Source organism: Parahaliea mediterranea, assembly GCF_017255185.1.
Lineage (GTDB): Bacteria > Pseudomonadota > Gammaproteobacteria > Pseudomonadales > Halieaceae > JAFKCZ01.
Genome location: NZ_JAFKCZ010000003.1, coordinates 40,147 through 60,151, shown reverse-complemented (window position 1 = coordinate 60,151; position 20,005 = coordinate 40,147). Strand labels below are relative to the sequence as shown.

Genomic DNA, 20,005 nt, shown 5'->3' with positions numbered 1-20,005 from the left:
TGCATGACACAAGGAATACTTTCGTGAATCGAACCCCCTGGCGCCCGCTCGCGGCCATTGCCCTGGCGCTGACCCTGGCCTGGCCCGTCCTGTCCGCTCCGGCGCCCGACCTCGTGGTCTACGGCGATTATGTGTTGACCATGGACCCGGAGCAGCCGGAAATCCCCGATGGCGCGGTGGTGGTGGACAAGGGGGTGATCGTCGCGGTGGGGCCCCGGCCGGAGATCGACCGGCGCTATGTGGCCGCCCGCAGCATCGACGGCGCCGGCCGCGTGCTGATGCCGGGCCTGGTCAATGGCCACACCCACAGCGCCATGACCCTGTTCCGGGGCATGGTCGACGACCTCGATTTGATGACCTGGCTGAACGACTACGTGTTTCCGATGGAGGGGCGTTTTGTCGATCCCGCGTTCATCCGTGCGGGCAGCGAGCTGGCCTGCTGGGAGATGATTCGCGGCGGCACCACCACCTTTGTCGATATGTATTTCCATCCCGATGAAATCGCCGGTGTGGTGCAGCGCTGCGGACTGCGCGCGATCATCGCCGCGCCCCACATCGATTATCCCAGCCCCGGTTTCAGCGGCTGGGACGATTCCTTCGCCGCCGCCGAGGACTTCGTGCGCCGCTGGCAGGGGCGCGAGCCGCGCATTACCCCCGCCTTCGCGCCGCACGCCCCCTACACCGTATCGCCGCGGCACCTGCGGGCCACGGTGGAGAAAGCCCAGGCGCTGGGCGCGCCGATTTCCATGCACCTGGCGGAGGCGCCCGCGGAGAGCGCCTACATCGCCGAGCACTTCGACACCACGCCGGTGCAACACGTGGCCGGACTGGGCATGTACCGGCTGCCGCTGATCGCGGCGCATATGGTGCAGCTCGACGACAGGGACATCGCGCTGACCGCGGCGGCGGGGGTGGGGGCGGTGCACAACCCCACCTCGAACATGAAGCTGGGCGCCGGCATCTCACCGGTGCCGGCCATGCTGGCGGCTGGGGTGAAGGTGGGCCTGGGGACCGACGGCGCCGCCAGCAACAACGACCTCGACCTGTGGGAAGAGGTGCGCATGGCGGCGCTGCTGCACAAAGTCGATAGCGGGGACCCCACCGCGCTACCGGCGGGGCAGGCCCTGGCCATGGCGACCCGGCTGGGGGCGGCGGCGATCCACATGGAAGACAGCATCGGCCAGCTCAAGGTCGGCATGCAGGCGGACATGATCCAGCTGGCGGTGGACAAGACCCGCCACCAGCCGATCTACGATATCACCTCTCACCTGGTCTACGTGCTGGACAGCACGGACGTGGTGACCACCATCGTCGCCGGCGAGGTGCTGATGCGCGACGGGACGGTGCTCACCATCGACGAGGCGGCGCTGCGCAAGGCGGTGGACGGGCGGCGCGACGAAATCCGCGCCGTACTGGGAAAAAAGCCGGAGGGTGAATGAGGCCCGGGCGATGGTTGGCCAGCCTGTGCTGCCTGTGTGCGGTGGCAGGTGTGGCGCGGGAGGAGGGGGCGGTGATGCCTGATACAGCGACGCCAGGCGTGGATACCGTTATCCGCGAGCTGGGCCTGGAGCCCCATGTGGAGGGCGGTTACTTCAAACGCACCTTCCAGGCCGACCACCGGCCGGGGATCGACACTCCCGGCGGCGAGCGCTATACCCTGACCTCCATCCACTACCTGCTGACCCGGGACGCGCCCACCGGCCACTGGCACCTGAACCAGTCGGACATCATTCACTTCTGGCACCTCGGCGCCCCGGTCCACTATTACATGATCCATCCCGACGGCCGGCTGGAAACCGCCGTGCTGGGCCCCGACCTGGCCGCGGGCCATCGCCTGCAACTGGTGGTGCGCGGCGGTGTATGGAAGGCCTCCCACCTGGTCGCGGGGGACTATGGCCTGATTTCGGAAGCGGTGGCGCCGGGTTTCGACTACGCCGACATGACCCTGGGGGAGCGGGAGTTGTTGCTACAGCGCTTTCCACGGCACGGGGAGTTGATCAAGGCCTTCACCCGCGCCGCGCCAGTGCCGTAGCGCGTTCCCCCTGTAGGGTCGAATTCATTCGACTAAAAGCGGCGGAATGAATTCCGCCCTACACGGGCAGCGTATCGCAGACCCTGTAGGGTCGAATTCATTCGACCAAAAGCGGCGGAATGAATTCCGCCCTACATGGGCAGCGTATCGCAAACCCTGTAGGGCCGAATTCATTCGACCAAAAGCGGCGGAATGCATTCCGCCCTACACGTGCAGTGTGTCGCAGACCCTGTAGGGTCGAATTCATTCGACCAAAAGCGGCGGATTGAATTCCGCCCTACACGGGCAGTGTATCGCAGACCCTGTAGGGTCGAATTCATTCGACCAAAAGCGGCGGAATGAATTCCGCCCTACACGGGCAGTGTGTCGCAGACCCTGTAGGGTCGAATTCATTCGACCAAAAGCGGCGGAATGAATTCCGCCCTACATGGGCAGGGTTGTAGGGCCGAATTCATTCGGCCAACCTGGGTGGAACCCATCGCAATCAATCCCGCTCGAGTGCCGCTTCGATGCGATCCACCAGGCCCGCCAGCTCCGGCTTGTGTTCGCGGATTTCCTCCAGCTTCAGGCCGTCCAGCTCGTGGGGAAAGATCAGCCACTCGTCGGTCTCGTGGACATAGTAGTCGGGCACCCGGCCGGTCTTGTTCTTGCCCGGTTTGTAATAGGGCGTGGCGATACGGATATGCGGGGTATTCTTCTTGCAGGCCGCCTTGAGATCCCTGATGGTCTGGTCGATGGAGAAGCCGGAGTCGTGCACGTCGTCGACGATCAACAGGGAATCCTCTGACTCCAGGCGCTTGATCAGGTAGTTGAGCCCGTGTACCTGCACGTGGCGGCTGCGCTCGCCGATGCCGGTGTAGGAGGAGGTGCGGATGGCGATGTGGTCGGATTCCACCCCGAGCACGTCCAGCAATTCCTGTACCGCGATGCCCACCGGCGCGCCGCCACGCCACACGCCGACAATATAGTTGGGGCGGTAGCCGCTCTCGTAGATCTGCCAGGCCAGGGTGAAGGAATCCTCCAGGAGCTGCTGGGCGCTGATGTAGTGTTTGTGCATGGTGGGCGGGCTCCGCGGCGGGGAATGTCGGAGCGTTCAAGGTTAGCACAGCTCACGGGCATATCTCACCGGTTCGATGGTTGGGCCGCGCTGGCGCCGTCGGCGCCGGGTGGCCTTTGTCCTGGTGTATTGCCGGTTTCCCGGCCGAATGAATTCGGCCCTACAGGGGAGACATTGCCACCCCGTGTAGGGTCGAATTCATTCGACCACGACCACGACCACGACCACGACCACGACCACGACCACGACGCCGGGGGGAAGGGCCGCTGCCTGCCCTATGGTGCCCCGCGCGGCGATTGCGTACACTTTTGCGACACAGTCCCGGACGCGCCATTGCCGGGTCCCGCAATGCAGGGAAGAGCACATGGAGAAACAGGACCAGGGCCTGGTCGGGCGCTATTTCCAACTGGCCGAGCACGGTAGCGACGTGCGCACGGAGCTGGTGGCCGGCGCCACCACCTTCGTCACCATGGCCTACATCATCTTCGTCAACCCGCAGATGATGGCGTCCGCGGGCATGGACCCCCAGGCCAGTTTCGTGGCCACCTGCCTGGCATCGGCCCTGGCCTGCTACCTGATGGGCTTTTATGCCAACTGGCCGGTGGGCCTGGCGCCGGGCATGGGTCTCAACGCCTTTTTCACCTACACCGTGGTGGCCGACATGGGCTACACCTGGGAGGTGGCCCTGGGGGCGGTGTTCCTGGCCGGGGTGCTGTTCGTCATCATGAGTGTCACCCGTATCCGCCGCTGGATGCTCAACAGCATTCCCCTGGATTTGCGCGTTGCCATGGCCGCGGGGGTGGGTTTGTTCGTCGGTTTTATCGGCCTCAAGAGCGGCGGCATCATCGTCGCCAGCGAGGCGACCTTTCTCACCCTGGGGGACTTGACCCGGCCCGAGCCGGCCCTGGCCTGCCTGGGTTTCCTGCTGATCGCGGTGCTGTCCATTCGCCAGATGCACGGCGCCATCATCGTCGGCATCCTGACCATTACCGCCATCGGTTTGCTCGGTGGCCTGGTGGAGTACCAGGGGCTGGTGGCGGCGCCGCCGAGTATCGCCCCGACCCTGTTCAAGCTGGATATCGCCGGCGCCCTTGACGTGGCGATGACCAGCGTGATCATCGCCTTCCTGTTCGTGAACCTGTTCGATACCGCCGGCACCCTGCTGGGGGTGGCCAACCGCGCCGGTCTGGTCGACGAGCGCGGCCGGATCCACAACATGGACCGGGCCCTGAAAGCGGACAGTACCTCCAGCGTGTTCGGCGCCTTCCTGGGCTGCGCGCCGGTGACCAGTTACGTGGAAAGCGCCGCCGGTGTCGCCAGTGGCGGCCGCACCGGCCTCACCGCCGTGACGGTGGGCACCTTGTTCCTGCTGGCGATCTTCTTCGCCCCCCTGGCGGGCATGGTGCCGGCCTTCGCCACCGCGGGCGCGCTGATCTACGTGGCGATGTTGATGCTCACGGGGGTGCAGGGCCTGGAGTGGGAGGACGCTACCGAGGTGATCCCCGCCCTGATCACCATCGTGATGATTCCGCTATCCTTTTCCATCGCCAACGGCATCGCCGTGGGTTTTATCAGCTATGTGGTGATCAAGTTCTGCACCGGCCGCCACCGCGAAATCTCCCCCGGGGCCTGGTTCCTGGCCGCGATCTTCCTGGCTAAATTCGCCTTCATGTAAGGCCTCCGCGGTGCTCGCGCGCATTTCGTGGTGACCCCGGCTCCGGTATAATCGCGGCCCCTTTGACGGAGGCCGCGATGAAACCCGAGAACTACCCGCAAACCCCCAGCCACCTCTGGGAGCACTTCTATCAAATCACCCAGATTCCACGGCCCTCCAAGGCCGAGGCCGCCGTGCGCCAGTACGTGATCGATCGGGCCGAGGCCCGCGGTTGCCGCTGGCAGGCGGATGCGGTGGGTAACGTGGTGGTCTATGTGCCCGCCAGTCCGGGCATGGAGGCGAGCGGCACGGTGATCATCCAGAACCACCTGGACATGGTGACCGTGAAAACCGAGGACAAGGCGCACGACTTCGACCGCGACCCCCTGCAGTTGCGGGTCGAGGACGGCTGGCTCAAGGCCGATCGCACCACCCTGGGCGCGGACAATGGCATCGGCTGCGCCGCGGCGCTGGCGGTGATGACCGATGACAGCGTGCAACACCCGCCGCTGGAGCTGTTGTTCACCGTGGACGAGGAGACCGGACTGGGCGGCGCCCGGGAGCTGGACGCCGGCATGTTGAGCGGCGATCGCATGCTCAACCTCGACACCGAGGACTGGAACGAACTCTATATCGGCTGCGCCGGGGGTGGGGGCTGGACCTTTACCCGCGGCTTTGCCACGGAAGCGGCGGCGGACGGATTGGCCGGCTTTCACCTGAACCTGAAGGGCCTGGCCGGCGGTCACTCCGGTATCCAGATCCACGAGCAGCTCGGCAACGCCATCAAATTGCTGGTGGATGTGCTGCAGGGCGTGGAGGGGCTGCGCCTGGGGGGCATCGCCGCCGGTGTGGCGCACAATGTGATTCCCCGGGAAGGCGATGTGTATTTCGCCTGTCCGGCGGAAGCGGCGCCGGCGCTGGAGGCGCGCCTGGATACCCTGTCCGGCCACTGGCGCGGCTACCTGCCGGCGGCGGATCACGGCCTGGAAGCGGCGCTCGCCCCCTGGCGGGCGGAGTCCCTGCTCAGCGCGGCCGACAGCGCCGCGGTACTGGATCTGCTGGCGGTCTTCCCCCACGGCGCCCAGTCCTACAACCTGGCCCAGCCCGCGGATCTGGTGGACCTCAGCATCAACCTGGCGCGGGTGGAGCTGGCCGCTGGCGAGCTGTTTATCGAATCCAGTTTCCGCTTTTTCAATGCCGACCAGGCACAGCCCCTGCGGCGCGCGGTGGAATCCCTGGCGCGGCTGGCGGGGCTGGAGGTGCATCCGATGGCGGGCTATCCCGGCTGGCAGCCGGATTTCACCAGTGCGCTGCTGGCCCAGGGCAAGGCCCTGCACCGTCGACTGTTCGACGTCGAGCCCGCGGTCAAGGCGATTCACGCGGGGCTGGAATGCGGCCTGCTGAAAAGCAAGAAGCCCGACGTGGATATCCTCTCTTTCGGCCCCACGATCCGCGGCGCCCACTCCCCCAGCGAGCGTTTGCAGATCGACACGGTGCCGCCGTTCTGGCAGCTGCTCACCGCGCTGCTGGCCGAGATGTAAGCCCCGACACTGCCTATACTCCCTTTACCGATACTGGAGAAACCAACATGCTGGAGTCACTTCCCCGCCTGCCCGACGATCCCATCCTCGGCCTGGCCGCCGCCGCCCGCGCCGACGGCAACCCCGACAAGGTGGATCTCACCGTGGGGATCTACATGGACGAATCCGGCCTGTGCCCGGTGTTCGACGCGGTGCGCCAGGCCCAGCGCGCCCTGGTGGACGAGGAGGCGACCAAGGCCTACATGCCGCCGGTGGGCGATCCGGCCTTCAATACCGGCATGCGGCAACTGGTGTTCGGTACCGACAGCGCCGCCCTGGCGGCCGGGCGGGTGAGCAGCATCCAGACCCCCGGGGGCTGTGGCGCCCTGCGTATCGGCGCCGAGGTGATCAATGCCGCCGTGCCCGGCGCCCGGGTGTGGGTGTCCGACCCGACCTGGCCGGTGCATATCCCCCTGTTGGGCAGTGTCGGCCTGCAGTTCGAGAACTACCGCTACTACGAGGCCGCCGACCACAGCGTGGATTTCGACGCCATGGTCGACGACCTGAAACAGGCCCGGCGCGGCGACGTCGTGCTGCTGCACGGCTGCTGTCACAACCCCTGTGGCGCCGACCTCAGCCTCGAGCAGTGGGGCGTGATCGCCGACATGGCCGAGGAGCAGGGTTTCCTGCCCTTCATCGATATCGCCTACCAGGGCCTGGGTGACGGCCTCGAGCGCGACGCCGCCGGCCTGCGCCTGTTGGCGGCGCGCCTGCCGGAGATGATTGTGGCGGCGTCCTGTTCCAAGAACATGGGCTTGTACCGCGAGCGCACCGGTATCACCCTGTTCCTGTGTGCCGATGCGAACTCCGCCGACGCCCTGCAAAGCCAGGCGGCGGTGGCGGCGCGGCGGGTCTACTCCATGCCGCCGGCCCACGGCGCGCTGATCGCCGGCCGCATTCTGTCCGACGGCGGCCTGCGCGAGAACTGGGAGCGCGAGCTGGGCGGCATGTGCCAGCGCATCAACGGTTTGCGCGGCGAGTTGCGGCGCAAGCTGGAGGCCGAGGCCGGCCGCGACTTCGGCTTCATCGAGCGCGAGAAAGGCATGTTCTCCTTCCTCGGCCTCAGCGCCGGGCAGGCCCGGGCGCTGCGCAGCGAGCACAGCGTGTACATGCTGGATTCCTCGCGCATCAATGTGGCGGGGGTGAACGCCGGCAACATTGACTACCTGGCGCGGGCGGTCGGCGCGGTGCTTCGCGCCTGATGGGCGCAAGCGGCGCCAGCGCTGCGCCGCGGGCTCACCCCGGGGGAGCCCCGGGGTGAGCCTTACCGGCCGCTGGGACTGGGTGCTGCGACAGGCCGCCCGGAAGCTGTGGCTGACGGTGGTGTTTTATATCCTGGCGGGCTTGCTGTCGGTGCTGTTGGGGGCTCTCCTCGAGCCGCTGCTGCCCGCGCGATTCCTGGCCCTGGTCACGGCGGATTCCGCCGACCGTGTGTTGGGTATCCTGGCCTCCAGCATGCTGGCGGTGACCACGTTTTCCCTCGCCACCATGGTCACCGCCCAAGCGGCGGTGACCAGTAACACCTCGCCCCGCGCCACCACCCTGGTGTTGGACAACGAGGTGACGCGCCACGCCCTCGGCGTGTTTATCGGTTCCTTCCTGTTCAGCCTGGTGGGCATCGTGGCCCTGAAGACCCAGCTGCTGGGCAACGGCGGGCATGTCGTGCTGTTTATCATCACCCTGGCGGTGATTGCCTTGATTATCGTGGCCCTGCTGCGCTGGATAGAGCATCTCTCGCAATTGGTGCGGGTCAGTGAAACCACCGACCGGGTGGAAGCGGTCACGCGCGCCGCGCTCGAGGAATGGGCGCGGCACCCCGGCCTGGGGGCAATGGCCTGCTCCGACCTGCAGTCACGTATCCCCGATGGAAGTCGCGCCGTGCGGCCGCTGAAAACCGGCTACGTGCGACATATCGATATGCGGGGGCTGATCGCGCTGGCCGACAGCCTCGCCGTGGATGTGTATGTGCGGAGCCCGCCCGGGGCCTTTGTCGGCTTGAACACCTCGCTGGTGTGTCTTGCGGGGGAGGGGGCCGGGCCGGAGGCGGAGGCCGCGGTGCGCGAACTGTTTGTTATCGGCGCTACCCGCACCTTCGACTACGACCCGCGCTTTGGCCTGATCGTGCTCGGTGAAATCGCATCGCGCGCGCTGTCGCCGGGGATCAACGATCCCGGCACCGCCATCGATGTCATCGGCCGCGCGGTGCGGTTGTTTTCGCGCTGGGCCGGCACCCGGGCGGAATGTTCCAAGGCGTCCACGCAGCCAGCGGTGCGGGTGTGGATGCCCGAGCTGTCGCTGTCCGACATGCTGGATGACGTGTTCACGCCCATCGCCCGTGACGGCGCCGCCAGCCTCTCGGTGCAAATGCGCTTGCAAAAAGGCCTGGGGCTGCTCGCCGGTTTGGGGCACGCTCCCCTGAGCGCCGCCGCGGGGCATCAATCGCGGCGCGCCTGGGCGTATGCCGAACAGGCCCTGGCCATGGATTTCGAGCGCGAGGCCCTGCTTCCGCTGGTGCCGGGCCTGGCGGGGAGCGGGAAGGGCCGTTAGCAAGAGCTGCTAAGGGGCGTTAGAGCGCCCGCGGTCAGTCCTCGCCTTCCAGTTCCACCCAGCGATCGAGTGCCTGTTCCAGTTCCTGTTGCACCGCGGTCAGCTCCGCCAGCGTGCGCTCGATCTCGCCGTGATCGCCCTGGTAGAAACCCGGGTCGGCCATGGCGGCCTCCAGGCTCGCCTGCCGGGTCTCCAGCTCCTCGATTTTGCCCGGCAGCGCCTGCAGTTCACGCTGATCCTTGTAGGAGAGTTTTCGCGGGCGTGGCGCCGCGGATTTTGGGGCCGGTGTGGCCGCTGTGGATTTGGCGGAGGCCGGTGCGGCCTGTTTGGCACCGGGGTCGCGCAGGCGCCCGCCCCGGGCCTCCCAGTCGCTGTAGCCGCCGGCCTGTTCGCTGACCACGCCATCGCCCTCCAGTACCAGCAGGCTGGTGACCACGCTGTCCATGAAGTCCCGGTCGTGGCTGACCAGGATGACGGTGCCGTCGAAGTCCAGCAGGATTTCCTCCAGCAGCTCCAGGGTCTCGATGTCCAGGTCGTTGGTGGGCTCGTCCAGCACCAGCAGGTTGGCGGGTTTGCTGAACAGCCTGGCCAGCACCGCGCGGTTCTGTTCGCCGCCGGACAGGGCCTTGACCGGGGTGCGCACGCGGTCCGGGCTGAACAGGAAATCCCCGAGGTAGGAAATGGCGTGCTTGCGCTTGCCGCCGATGTCGATGAATTCCTGGCCGCCGCAGACGTTGTCGATCAGGTTCTGCTCCGGGTCCAGGTGGCCGCGCAACTGGTCCGAGTAGGCGATCTCCAGTTTGCTGCCCAGTTTCACCGTGCCGCTGTCCGGCGCCAGCTCGCCCAGCAGGAGTTTCACCAGTGTGGATTTGCCGGCGCCGTTGGCGCCGACAATACCGATGCGGTCGCCGCGCTGGATGATGGTGGAGAAGTGTTCCAGGATGACCTTGTCGCCGAAGCGTTTGCCAACGTCCTGCACCTCCGCCACCAGCTTGCCGGAGCGGCTGGCGTCTTCCACCGCGAAACTGGCCTGCCCCACGCGGGCGCGGCGGTTGCGGTGTTCCTCGCGCATCGCCTTGAGGGCGCGTACCCGGCCCTCGTTGCGGGTGCGCCGGGCCTTGATGCCCTGGCGAATCCACGCTTCCTCCTGGGCGAGCTTCTTGTCGAACAGCGCGTTGGCGCGCTCCTCCGCCGCCAGCTCCTGTTCGCGGTGCCCGAGGAAACCGCGGTAGTCGCCGCGCCACAGGGACAGGTGCCCGCGGTCGAGTTCGGCGATGCAATTGACCACGTTCTGCAGGAAGCGGCGGTCGTGGGTGATCAGGATGATGGCGCCGCGGAACTGCTGCAGTTGGCCCTCAAGCCATTCGATGGCGGGGATGTCCAGGTGGTTGGTGGGCTCGTCCAGCAGCAGGATGTCGGGCTCCGATACCAGCGCCCGGGCCAGGGCCACGCGGCGGCGCCAACCGCCGGACAGCTCGCCCATGCGGGCATCCGCGGGCAGCTGCAACTGGGTCAGGGTGGTGTCCACGCGCTGTTGCAGGGTCCAGCCATCGACCGCCTCCAGCGCGTGCTGCACCCGCGCCAGCTCGTCCATGTCCACGTCGCCGCCCTGCTGCGACAGGCGGTGATATTCGCGCAGCAGTTCGCCGGTCTCGGGCAGCCCGCCGGCGACCACGTCGTACACCGTGGCGCCGTCCGCCTCCGGCAGGGTCTGCTGCAGGCGCGCCAGCTTCACCCCGGGGCGCAGCCAGCGCTCGCCGGCGTCGGGGGTGATTTCCCCGGCGAGCAGTTTCAGCAGGGTGGTCTTGCCGGCGCCGTTGCGGCCGAGCAGGCCGAGCTTTTCGCCCCGGGTGATGGTGAAATCCACCCGGTCGAGAATGGTGTGGGTGCCGAACTGGAGTTGGACGGCGTCGAGTTTGAGCAGGGGCATGAAGGGGCCTGTAGAATGCGTGGGCAGGCATTCTACGCCAGGCCCCACCGCAGCCGCCAGCGGCCACTGCGTGTCCGCGGGGCCCATCGCCGGCCCACATCGGTTATCATGGCGCCCCCTGACCAACCGAGAGTGAACGGGTTTTCGCAATGCTCCTGTCCCATCGTAACCGGCAGCACGACCGGCAGGTGGCCGCGTGGCTGCTGCTGTGCGCCGCCGTGGTATTCGGCATGATCCTGCTGGGCGGCGTGACCCGCCTGACCAATTCGGGCCTGTCCATGGTGGAGTGGAAGCCGCTGATGGGGGTGGTTCCGCCCCTGTCCGAGCAGGCCTGGCAAGAGACCTTCGACAAGTACAAGGCCTATCCCGAATACCGGAAAATCAACCGCGGCATGGACCTCGACGGCTTCAAGTCGATCTTTATGTACGAGTACCTGCACCGCCTGTTGGGGCGGTTGATCGGGGTGCTGTTCTTTTTCCCCATGGTTTACTTCATGATGCGGCGGCGGGTGCCCGCGGGCCTGCAGCCCAAGTTGTGGCTGCTGTTCCTGCTGGGGGGTGGCCAGGGGCTGTTGGGTTGGTTCATGGTCAAGAGCGGCCTGGTGTCGGACCCGCACGTCAGCCAGTACCGCCTGGCGGCGCATATGGGGCTGGCGGTTATCATCTACGCCTACATGCTGTGGCTGGTGTTCGACCTGCGCCTGGGCAAGCCGCGCCGCGGGACCGGCGCGGGGCCGCTGGCGCGCACCTCGCTGGTGCTGGTGGGGCTGGTGTACCTGATGATCCTGTCGGGGGCGCTGGTGGCGGGGACCAAGGCCGGCTTCGCCTACAGCACCTGGCCGCTGATGGGCACGTCTTTCTTCCCGCCGGGCCTTTACGCCGGAGATCCCGCCTGGCTGGACGCCTTCGAGGACATCACCGCGATCCAGTTCAACCACCGGATGTTCGCCTATTTCCTCATTATTGTTGTCGCGGTGTTCGCCACCCTGGCCTGGCGGCGGGTGCCGACGCCGCGGGTGCGCCTGGGGGTGATACTGCTGGGGCTGGCGCTGGCCGCCCAGGTGCTGCTGGGTATCAGTACGCTGTTGCTGCACGTGCCGGTCTCGCTGGCGGCGGCGCACCAGGGCGGCGCGGTGCTGCTGCTGTCGGCGGCGCTGTTCGTGGCCCACGCCCTGCGGCGGCAGACAGCCGTCGCGCCAGCGCCCCAAGCCCCTTAGTTGTAGGTGACCACCAGGTAGCCGGTTAGGGGCGCGTCGCCGCGATTGGCGATGCGGTGTTCCACGTCCGCCCGGTAGTGGGCGGAGTCCCCGGCTTCCAGTTCGCAGTGGGTGGCCCCGGCGCTGATCGAGGCGCTGCCCCCGGCCACCGTGAACAACTCCCGGGTCCCCTCGAAATGGGCGGAGCTGTCCAGGCTGGCCCCGGGTTGCAGGACTATTTCGTAGAATTCCACGTCTTTTTCCATGTGCAGCGGCGACAGGGTGCGTATCTGGCACTCGCTGTCGGCGCGGAACAGGTTGGCCGGGTCGGAGCCGTGCACCAGCTCAATGGTGCCGCTGGCGGCGGGGTCGTCCACCAGTTCGCCTATACTCAGCCCGAAGGCCTGGGCGATGCGGTAGGTAACCGCCAGGGTCGGGTTGGCCTGGCCGCGCTCGATCTGGCTGAGCATGGAGCGGCTCACGCCGGAGGCGGCGGCGAGCTGTTCCAGGGTGAAATTGTTGCGCTGGCGCAGCGCGGTCACGCGTTCGCAGAGGACCTTGCTGGCGGGATCGATGGCGGGTCGGGTCATGGTGTAATCCGCTATACAGGAAAAAAATCTTGTATGTGAAACTGGTGGCGTCTACTATACCGGAAATTTTCCGAAATAGTGAACGGCCCGTCGTGGCCGGGGATGATCATGAAGGCATTGGTGAAAAAAGAAGCGGCCCCGGGGCTCTGGCTGGACGAGGTCCCGGAGCCCTCCATTGGCATTAACGATGTGCTGATCAAGGTCAAGCGCACCGCGATCTGCGGCACCGACATGCACATCTACAACTGGGACGCCTGGGCGCAGAAAACCATCCCGGTTCCCATGGTGGTGGGGCACGAGTTTGTGGGCGAGATCGTGCACGTGGGCTCCAATGTCAACGATTTCAAGCCGGGGCAGATTGTGTCCGGCGAGGGGCATGTCGTCTGTGGACGCTGCCGCAACTGCCTGGCGGGGCGGCGCCACCTGTGCGCGCACACCTCTGGCATCGGGGTCAATCGTCCCGGCGCCTTCGCCGAGTACGTGTCCTTGCCGATGTCGAACGTCTGGGAGCACAATCCCGGCATCGACCTCGATGTGGCGGCCCTGTTCGACCCCTTTGGCAATGCGGTGCACACCGCGCTGCAGTACGACCTGCTGGGCGAGGATGTGTTGATCACCGGCGCCGGGCCCATTGGCGCCATGGCGGCGGCGGTGTGCAAGCACGCCGGCGCGCGCCACATCGTGGTGACCGACCTGATCGACGCGCGCCTGGAGCGCGCGGCCGAGCTGGGCGCGACGCGCACCGTGAACGTGGGCCGGGAAACGCTGGCCGAGGTGCAGCGCGAGCTGGGCATGGAGGAGGGCTTCGATGTGGGCCTGGAGATGTCCGGCAACGGCCGGGCCTTCAATGACATGCTGGCCAACATGTGCCACGGTGGCAAGATCGCCATACTCGGCATTCCCGGTGAAAACACCGCGATCGACTGGAATACGGTGATTTTCAACATGTTGACGCTCAAGGGCATCTACGGCAGGGAGATGTACGAAACCTGGTACAAGATGTCGGTAATGATCGACTCCGGCCTGGATATTTCGCCGGTAATCACCCACCGCATGTCATACCGGGATTTCCAGAAGGGTTTCGACGTAATGAACGCGGGGGAGGCGAGCAAGGTTATCCTGGATTGGGAGAATTGAACGGGGGGAATGCCCGTTTCGCCGGCAATTCGGTCGAATGAATTCGACCCTACACGGGCTACGCTTCCCCCCTGTAGGGCCGAATCCATCCGGCCAAGCAATGGGCGATTCCCCCTGTAGGGCCGAATTCATTCGGCCAAACAGCGGGCGATTCCCCCCTGTAGGGCCGAATCCATTCGGCCAAGCAAAGGGCGATTCCCCCCTGTAGGGCCGAATTCATTCGGCCAAGCAGCGGGCGATCTCCCCTGTAGGGCCGAATTCATTCGGCCAAGCAACGAACGGTTCTCCCCCGTAGGGCCACAGATTCACTCGACCATTTTGCTGATTCGAATATACCGAGGACACCATGTACGGCAACTTCAAACAACACCTGGCCAGTGAACTGGCCGACATTCGCGACGCGGGCCTGTATAAGTCCGAGCGCGCCATTACCACGCCCCAGGGGGCCCATGTGGGGGTCAACGGCGATCGCGAGGTTCTCAACCTCTGCGCCAACAACTACCTGGGCCTGGCGCAGCACCCGGAGGTTAACGCCGCCGCCGCGAAAGGGCTGGAGGACTGGGGCTACGGCATGGCCTCGGTGCGTTTTATTTGCGGCACCCAGACCCTGCACAAGGAGCTGGAAGATAAAATCAGCGCCTTTCTGGGTACCGAGGACACCATACTCTACCCCTCCTGTTTCGACGCCAACGGTGGCCTGTTCGAAACCCTGTTGGGGGCCGAGGATGCGGTGATTTCCGACGAGCTGAACCACGCCAGCATCATCGACGGCGTGCGGCTGTGCAAGGCCCAGCGCTATCGCTACAAGAACAACGACATGGCCGATCTCGAGGCCCAGCTAAAGGCCGCCGACGCCGCCGGGGCCCGCTTCAAGCTGATCACCACCGACGGCGTGTTTTCCATGGACGGTTACATCGCCCGCCTGGACGAGATCTGCGACCTGGCGGAGCGCTACGGCGCGCTGGTGCATTTCGACGATTGCCACGCCACCGGCTTTGTCGGCGCCGGCGGGCGCGGCACCCACGAGCTGCGCGGTTGCATGGACCGTGTGGACATCATCACCGGCACCCTGGGCAAGGCCCTGGGCGGCGCCAGCGGTGGTTACACCGCGGCCCGCGGCGAGATCGTCGAACTGCTGCGCCAGCGTTCGCGCCCCTACCTGTTTTCCAATACCGTGGCGCCGCCGGTGGTGGCCGGCGCGATCCGCGCGATCGAGCTGGTTAGCGAGGGGCCGCAGCTGCGCGAGCAACTGGCGCGCAATACCGCTCAATTCCGCGAGGGTCTGGAAAGACTGGGCTTTGAACTGCTGCCGGGCGAGCATCCGATTGTGCCAGTGATGCTGCACGACGCCGCGCTGGCGGGGCGTTTCGCCGACGCGATGTTGCGGCAGGGCGTATATGTGATCGCCTTTTCCTATCCGGTGGTGCCGCGGGGCAAGGCGCGCATTCGCACGCAGATGTCGGCGGCGCTGGATGGGGGGGATATTGAATTCGCGCTGGAGGCCTTCGGCCGCGTGAAGGCGGAGCTCGGTTGCTGAGCCCCGCCGTCCGTCACCAGAATTTCGGCGACTTGTCGTCCTTGCGTCGCCCCGGGTTCCGGCGACGGTCCTGCTTGGTGGGGTCGAAACGGACTTCCGCCCGGCGGTCGTTGCCGGACCGGCGATTGGTCCTGCGCCGCTCCTGGCCGGCGTACTTGCGCTCGCCATCGCCGCTCAGGGTATAGCCGCCGGGCGATACGTCCCGTGCCTCGAAGCGCGATTTGGTGTCGGACATCCTCTATGCTCCCGCCTTGGTATCGGCCCTAGCCTATCTCCACTCGCGGCGCCGCTCAACCACCGGCGGTATCTAGGCGTGCGCTGGAATGGCGCGAATGTGCCAGAGTGCGACGCCGGTCACAGCTCGCCGGTCCCGGCGGTGGGGCAAGCGCCCGGTTCCGGCGGACGACGGCGGTAACAGCCGCAAACTGTGATCGGTGCCGCACTCTGCGCATAGTAATAACCTGCCATCTGGCTTATTCTCCCCAGCCGCATAAATCTTTTTTATTCAGCAGGTTAGCGTTTTTCGACCGACCGCGGTCGGAGCGCGTTCCGGGGAGCTGTAAGCGTTTGAACACTGCACTGAACCTCGCCGCCACCGAAGACACGCTGTTGCAGTGCCTGCTCGCGCTGTGTCGCTATCACGGCAAGGCCTCCACCGGGGAGGCCCTTGCCGGTGGACTGCCGCTGGAGCAGGGGCGGCTGACCCCGGCCCTGTTCGAGCGCGCCGCGAGTCGCGCCGACCTGGTGAGCCGTGTGGTGCAACGCCCCGCCAATGCGCTGCAGGCGGAGCTGCTGCCGGCGGTGGTGTTGCTGGAGGGTGACCGGGCCTGTCTGCTGCTCGGCTGGAGCGACGACGGGGCCACCGCGCGGGTCATCTACCCCGAGCTGAACGAGGCGGCGGTGGAGGTTCCCGCGGGCAAGTTGCTCGATGCCCAGCGCGGCGGCTTGATCGTGTGCCGGCCCCGCTTCCGCTTCGACCAGCGCACCCCGCGCACCGGAACGTCCGAGCGCGGGCACTGGTTCTGGGACGCGATCCGCGCCAACGCGCCGGTCTACCGCGACGTGCTGCTGGCGGCGTTCTTCATCAACGTATTCGCCCTGGCACTGCCCCTGTTCACCATGAATGTCTACGACCGGGTGGTGCCCAACTACGCGGTGGAAACGCTGTGGATGCTGGCCGCGGGGGTGATCCTCATCCTGCTCGCGGACGTCACCCTGCGCACCATGCGCGGCTACTTTCTCGACCTGGCGAGCCGGCGGGTGGACATGAAACTGTCGGCCCGCATCATGGAACAGGTACTGGGGGCCAGGCTGGAACACCGTCCCGCCTCGGTCGGCTCCTACGCGGTGAACCTGCGCTCCTTCGAGACCGTGCGGGATTTCATAACCTCCGCCTCGGTGACCACGCTCATCGACGTGCCTTTCGCGGTGATTTTCCTCGCGGTGATCGCCTGGATCGCACCGCTGGTGCTGATGCCGGTGGCCGTGGGCCTGCTGGTGGTGCTGGGCTATGCACTGGCCGCCCGGGGCAAGCTGAAGGAGCTCACCGAGACCACCTACCGCGCCGGCGCGCAGCGCAACGCCACCCTGATCGAAAGCCTGGTGGGCCTGGATACCATCAAGGCCCTGGGCGCCGAATCGCGCATGCAGCGCAAGTGGGAAGAGGCGACCTCCTTCCTGGCACACGTGGGGGTGCAGCTGCGGCTGGTCTCCAATTCCACCATCAACGTGACCCAGTGGGCGCAGCAGATGGTGACCATGTTCGTGATCATCGCCGGCGTGTACCAGATCACCGCGGGTGAGTTGAGCATGGGTGGCCTGATCGCCTGCACCATGCTGGCGGGGCGCGCGATGGCGCCCTTCGGCCAGGTGGCGGGCCTGATCACTGCCTACCACAACGCCGAGGTCGCCCTGAAATCCCTCGACGAGGTGATGGACAAGCCCCTGGAGCGACCGGCGGGCGCCCAGTTCCTGTCGCGGGATACCTTTCGCGGCGAGATCGAATTCCGCCATGTGTCCTTTGCCTATCCCGGCAGCGAGGTGGCTTCGGTCAGCGATATCTCCTTCAAGGTCAAGCCCGGCGAGCGGGTCGCCATCCTGGGGCGGGTGGGCTCTGGCAAATCCACCCTGCAGAAACTGGCGATGGGCCTGTACCAGCCCACGGCCGGGTCCATTCTGGTGGATGGGATCGACCTGCGGCAGCTCGATCCCAGCGAACTGCGCGCCCAGGTGGGCTATGTGCCCCAGGACGTGACCCTGTTCTACGGCAGTTTGCGCGACAACCTGACCCTGTCACACAGCAACGTTCCGGATGCCGCCCTGGTGCGGGCGGCGGAGATCGCCAATCTGTCGGACTATGTCAATCGTCACCCCCAGGGTTTCGACATGCTGGTGGGCGAGCGCGGTGAGTCGCTCTCCGGCGGCCAGCGCAAGTGCGTGGCGCTGGCGCGGGCCGTGATCCACAATCCGCCGATCCTGTTGATGGACGAGCCCACCGGTTCCATGGATCACTCCACCGAGGCGGCGGTGAAACAGCAGTTGCAAGGCTATGTGGAGGGGCGCACCTGGATGGTGGTCACCCACCGCAACTCGCTGCTGGAAATGGTCGACCGGATCCTGGTGGTCGACAACGGCAAGCTGGTGGCGGACGGGCCGCGTGACAGCGTGATCCAGGCGCTGCAGCAGGGCAAGATAGGCGCCGCCAAATGAACGACATGTCAGCCCCTCAAAACCCCGCGCCGCCCGGGCAAAAGCCCCGTCGCCTGGTGGACTGGTTGTTCGCGCCCTGGCTGCGGGACCCCGCCGACGCGCCGCGCAGCTGGCAGCACGACGCCCATCGGGCCTATCTGGAGCAGCAGCCGCTGCGGGCTCGCGGGCTGCTGTACTTCGTCGCCGTCACGGTGGTTGTGCTGGTGGCCTGGGCCGCGTTCGCCGAGATCGACGAGGTGACCCGGGGGCAGGGCAAGGTGATTCCCTCGCGCCAGGTGCAGGTTATGCAGTCCCAGGACGGTGGCGTGGTGACCGAAATCCTGGTGAAGGCGGGCGACGTGGTGGAGGCCGGCCAGTTGCTGGTGCGTCTCGACCAGACGCGCTCCGAGTCCGAGTTGAACGAGAACCGCGCCGAGCTGCGGGCGCTGTCGGTAAAGGCCGCGCGGCTGCGGGCGATGGTCAACGGCACGTCCTTCGAGCCGAGGGATGAGTGGCTGGGCTCGGTGCCGGAAATCGTGGATGAAGAGCTGGAGTTGTACAAGGCCGGCCAATCGCAGCTCGCCCTCGACCGTGATATCGCCGGCGAACAGTTGACCCAGCGCCAGCAGGAGCTGGCGGAAGTGACCGCCCGTTCGCGGCAGCTGGGACGCTCCCTTGAACTGGCGCGCAAGGAGATGAGCGTGACCCGGCCGATGGTGCGCTCGGGAGCGGTATCGCAGGTGGAAATCCTGCGCCTGGAGCGCGAGGTCAATCGCCTCAGTGGCGAGCACGAGCAATCCCTGGCCCAGGCCCGGCGCCTGGAATCCGCAATCGAGGAGGCCCGGCGCAAGGTCAGCGAGGTGGAGGTCGAGTTCAGCAACGAAGTGCGCGGCGAACTCACCGAGACCCTGGCGCGGCTGAACGGCCTGAAGGAAGCCGGTACCGGGCTGAGCGACCGGGTAAAGCAGACCGAGGTGCGCTCGCCAGTCAAGGGCACGGTGAAGCAGTTGTATACCAATACCATCGGCGGCGTGGTGCTGCCGGGTCGCGAGATCGTGGAAGTGGTGCCGCTGGACGATACCCTGCTGCTGGAGGTGCGCGTTCGGCCCAAGGATATCGCCTTCCTGGTGCCCGGCCAGGACGCGCTGGTGAAGTTCACCGCCTACGATTTCGTGGTCTACGGCGGCCTCGACGGTGTGGTGGAGCATATCAGCGCGGATACCATCATGGATGACGAGGGAAACCCCTTCTACGAGGTGTATGTGCGCACCCACGAATCCAGTCTGGGGCAGGACAAGCCGATCATTCCGGGGATGACCGTGGAAGCGGACATCCTCACGGGCAAGAAAACCGTACTGGCCTATCTGATGAAGCCGGTACTGCGGGCGAAGGAATACGCCCTCACGGAGCGCTGATGGAACAATTGTTTGTCTCTCGCGATGGTCGGGAGCGCCCGCGTTGGCGGGAAGCCTTCGATTGCTGTGTGGTGGCCGCCCAGGTGTCCGAGGCCCTGGCGCTGTCGCGTTCCGGGCGGCCGGTTTTATGGCTCGATACCGCCGGCCTCGATACCCGCGCGCGGGACGCCAGGCTGGCGGAGGCGGTCGCCAGCGGCAGCCCGGTGGTGGTGATGTCGCCCACGCCCGGCGAACGGGAAGCCCTGGACTGCCTCAACCGCGGGGCGGTGGGTTACTGCCACGTGGAGGCGGTGCCGGAACAGCTGCGCGAAATCAGCGTGGTGGTGCAGCACGGCGGCTTGTGGATGCTGCCCGAGCTGGTGCAGCGCTTCATGCGCCTGTCACAGCGCGTGGTGCCCACGCCCGCGCCAGAGCGGCCGGAGCTGAATGAACTGACCGCGCGCGAGCTGATGGTGGCCGAGCAGGTGGCGCGAGGCGCGAGCAACCAGGAAATTGCCGCGGCCCTGGCCATCAGCGAGCGCACCGTCAAGGCGCACCTCTCTTCCATATTCGACAAGCTGGACTTGCGCGATCGCGTGCAGCTGGCCCTGGCGATGAATAACATTCCAACCGTCACATCTGTGAACTGAATCACGCATTTTT

16 protein-coding genes are annotated in these 20,005 nt (G+C 66.3%); 12 read left to right on the top strand and 4 right to left on the bottom strand.

The annotated features are described in order from the left end of the window. Window positions 1-23 precede the first annotated feature (23 nt). Window positions 24-1,439, top strand: coding sequence for an amidohydrolase family protein (locus tag JYP50_RS03835; protein WP_206559158.1), 1,416 nt, complete (start codon window positions 24-26; stop codon window positions 1,437-1,439). A gap of 74 nt (window positions 1,440-1,513) precedes the next feature. Next, window positions 1,514-2,032, top strand: a complete 519-nt coding sequence (locus JYP50_RS03830) for a cupin domain-containing protein (RefSeq protein ID WP_206559157.1) — start codon at window positions 1,514-1,516, stop codon at window positions 2,030-2,032. A 484-nt stretch (window positions 2,033-2,516) separates the two neighbouring features. Here JYP50_RS03830 and JYP50_RS03825 read toward each other — a convergent pair whose 3' ends face one another. Then, a complete protein-coding gene (locus JYP50_RS03825) occupies window positions 2,517-3,089 on the bottom strand; it encodes a phosphoribosyltransferase (RefSeq protein WP_206559156.1) in 573 nt (190 codons plus the stop codon). A 364-nt stretch (window positions 3,090-3,453) separates the two neighbouring features. On the opposite strand from JYP50_RS03825, the gene JYP50_RS03820 reads away from it, so the two are divergent. The 4 genes from JYP50_RS03820 to JYP50_RS03805 all read left to right on the top strand — a co-directional run bounded on the left by JYP50_RS03820 (window position 3,454) and on the right by JYP50_RS03805 (window position 8,870). Further along, complete coding sequence (locus JYP50_RS03820) at window positions 3,454-4,764, top strand: NCS2 family permease (protein ID WP_206559155.1); 1,311 nt, start codon at window positions 3,454-3,456, stop codon at window positions 4,762-4,764. A gap of 77 nt (window positions 4,765-4,841) precedes the next feature. Continuing rightward, window positions 4,842-6,284 carry a beta-Ala-His dipeptidase gene (gene pepD, locus JYP50_RS03815; protein WP_206559154.1) on the top strand — a complete coding sequence of 481 codons (1,443 nt, stop codon included), beginning with the start codon at window positions 4,842-4,844 and terminating at the stop codon, window positions 6,282-6,284. A gap of 47 nt (window positions 6,285-6,331) precedes the next feature. Further along, on the top strand, window positions 6,332-7,525 hold the full coding sequence (locus tag JYP50_RS03810) for an aromatic amino acid transaminase (RefSeq protein ID WP_206559153.1): 1,194 nt from the start codon (window positions 6,332-6,334) through the stop codon (window positions 7,523-7,525). 55 nt (window positions 7,526-7,580) lie between these two features. Next, a complete protein-coding gene (locus JYP50_RS03805; RefSeq protein ID WP_206559152.1) occupies window positions 7,581-8,870 on the top strand; it encodes a DUF2254 family protein in 1,290 nt (429 codons plus the stop codon). A 34-nt stretch (window positions 8,871-8,904) separates the two neighbouring features. On the opposite strand, the gene JYP50_RS03800 is transcribed toward JYP50_RS03805, so the two are convergent. Beyond that, window positions 8,905-10,800 carry an ATP-binding cassette domain-containing protein gene (locus JYP50_RS03800; RefSeq protein WP_206559151.1) on the bottom strand — a complete coding sequence of 632 codons (1,896 nt, stop codon included), beginning with the start codon at window positions 10,798-10,800 and terminating at the stop codon, window positions 8,905-8,907. Window positions 10,801-10,949: 149 nt separating this feature from the next. On the opposite strand from JYP50_RS03800, the gene JYP50_RS03795 reads away from it, so the two are divergent. Then, a complete protein-coding gene (locus tag JYP50_RS03795) occupies window positions 10,950-12,017 on the top strand; it encodes a COX15/CtaA family protein (RefSeq protein WP_206559150.1) in 1,068 nt (355 codons plus the stop codon). Here JYP50_RS03795 and JYP50_RS03790 read toward each other — a convergent pair. Next, window positions 12,014-12,586, bottom strand: a complete 573-nt coding sequence (locus tag JYP50_RS03790) for a helix-turn-helix domain-containing protein (protein WP_206559149.1) — start codon at window positions 12,584-12,586, stop codon at window positions 12,014-12,016. The genes JYP50_RS03795 and JYP50_RS03790 overlap by 4 nt on opposite strands. Before the next feature lie 108 nt (window positions 12,587-12,694). Between JYP50_RS03790 and tdh the strand changes: the two genes are divergently transcribed. Both tdh and kbl read left to right on the top strand, forming a co-directional pair. Next, a complete protein-coding gene (gene tdh, locus JYP50_RS03785; RefSeq protein ID WP_206559148.1) occupies window positions 12,695-13,723 on the top strand; it encodes an L-threonine 3-dehydrogenase in 1,029 nt (342 codons plus the stop codon). 346 nt (window positions 13,724-14,069) lie between these two features. Continuing rightward, window positions 14,070-15,260: a glycine C-acetyltransferase gene (gene kbl / locus JYP50_RS03780; RefSeq protein ID WP_206559147.1), complete on the top strand. Its 1,191-nt coding sequence runs from the start codon at window positions 14,070-14,072 to the stop codon at window positions 15,258-15,260. Window positions 15,261-15,273: 13 nt separating this feature from the next. Here kbl and JYP50_RS03775 read toward each other — a convergent pair whose 3' ends face one another. Further along, on the bottom strand, window positions 15,274-15,495 hold the full coding sequence (locus tag JYP50_RS03775; RefSeq protein ID WP_206559146.1) for a hypothetical protein: 222 nt from the start codon (window positions 15,493-15,495) through the stop codon (window positions 15,274-15,276). A gap of 332 nt (window positions 15,496-15,827) precedes the next feature. On the opposite strand from JYP50_RS03775, the gene JYP50_RS03770 reads away from it, so the two are divergent. Genes JYP50_RS03770 through JYP50_RS03760 form a run of 3 tightly spaced genes read left to right on the top strand, consistent with a single transcriptional unit; the run spans window position 15,828 to window position 19,992 of the window. Continuing rightward, complete coding sequence (locus tag JYP50_RS03770; RefSeq protein WP_241262811.1) at window positions 15,828-17,969, top strand: type I secretion system permease/ATPase; 2,142 nt, start codon at window positions 15,828-15,830, stop codon at window positions 17,967-17,969. After that, window positions 17,966-19,363, top strand: a complete 1,398-nt coding sequence (locus JYP50_RS03765) for an HlyD family type I secretion periplasmic adaptor subunit (protein ID WP_206559145.1) — start codon at window positions 17,966-17,968, stop codon at window positions 19,361-19,363. Before JYP50_RS03770 ends, JYP50_RS03765 begins: the two co-directional genes overlap by 4 nt. Further along, complete coding sequence (locus JYP50_RS03760; RefSeq protein ID WP_206559144.1) at window positions 19,363-19,992, top strand: response regulator transcription factor; 630 nt, start codon at window positions 19,363-19,365, stop codon at window positions 19,990-19,992. The genes JYP50_RS03765 and JYP50_RS03760 overlap by 1 nt, the downstream gene beginning before the upstream one ends. Window positions 19,993-20,005: the final 13 nt, after the last annotated feature.

Excerpts from the sequence above, each read along its gene's own strand:
- JYP50_RS03820 (WP_206559155.1), top strand. The coding sequence starts at position 3,454 with ATGGAGAAACAGGACCAGGGCCTGGTCGGGCGCTATTTCCAACTGGCC.
- JYP50_RS03790 (WP_206559149.1), bottom strand. The coding sequence starts at position 12,586 with ATGACCCGACCCGCCATCGATCCCGCCAGCAAGGTCCTCTGCGAACGC.
- pepD (WP_206559154.1), top strand. The coding sequence starts at position 4,842 with ATGAAACCCGAGAACTACCCGCAAACCCCCAGCCACCTCTGGGAGCAC.
- JYP50_RS03800 (WP_206559151.1), bottom strand. The coding sequence starts at position 10,800 with ATGCCCCTGCTCAAACTCGACGCCGTCCAACTCCAGTTCGGCACCCAC.
- JYP50_RS03830 (WP_206559157.1), top strand. The coding sequence starts at position 1,514 with ATGCCTGATACAGCGACGCCAGGCGTGGATACCGTTATCCGCGAGCTG.
- JYP50_RS03825 (WP_206559156.1), bottom strand. The coding sequence starts at position 3,089 with ATGCACAAACACTACATCAGCGCCCAGCAGCTCCTGGAGGATTCCTTC.
- JYP50_RS03760 (WP_206559144.1), top strand. The coding sequence starts at position 19,363 with ATGGAACAATTGTTTGTCTCTCGCGATGGTCGGGAGCGCCCGCGTTGG.
- kbl (WP_206559147.1), top strand. The coding sequence starts at position 14,070 with ATGTACGGCAACTTCAAACAACACCTGGCCAGTGAACTGGCCGACATT.
- JYP50_RS03810 (WP_206559153.1), top strand. The coding sequence starts at position 6,332 with ATGCTGGAGTCACTTCCCCGCCTGCCCGACGATCCCATCCTCGGCCTG.
- JYP50_RS03795 (WP_206559150.1), top strand. The coding sequence starts at position 10,950 with ATGCTCCTGTCCCATCGTAACCGGCAGCACGACCGGCAGGTGGCCGCG.
- JYP50_RS03765 (WP_206559145.1), top strand. The coding sequence starts at position 17,966 with ATGAACGACATGTCAGCCCCTCAAAACCCCGCGCCGCCCGGGCAAAAG.
- tdh (WP_206559148.1), top strand. The coding sequence starts at position 12,695 with ATGAAGGCATTGGTGAAAAAAGAAGCGGCCCCGGGGCTCTGGCTGGAC.
- JYP50_RS03775 (WP_206559146.1), bottom strand. The coding sequence starts at position 15,495 with ATGTCCGACACCAAATCGCGCTTCGAGGCACGGGACGTATCGCCCGGC.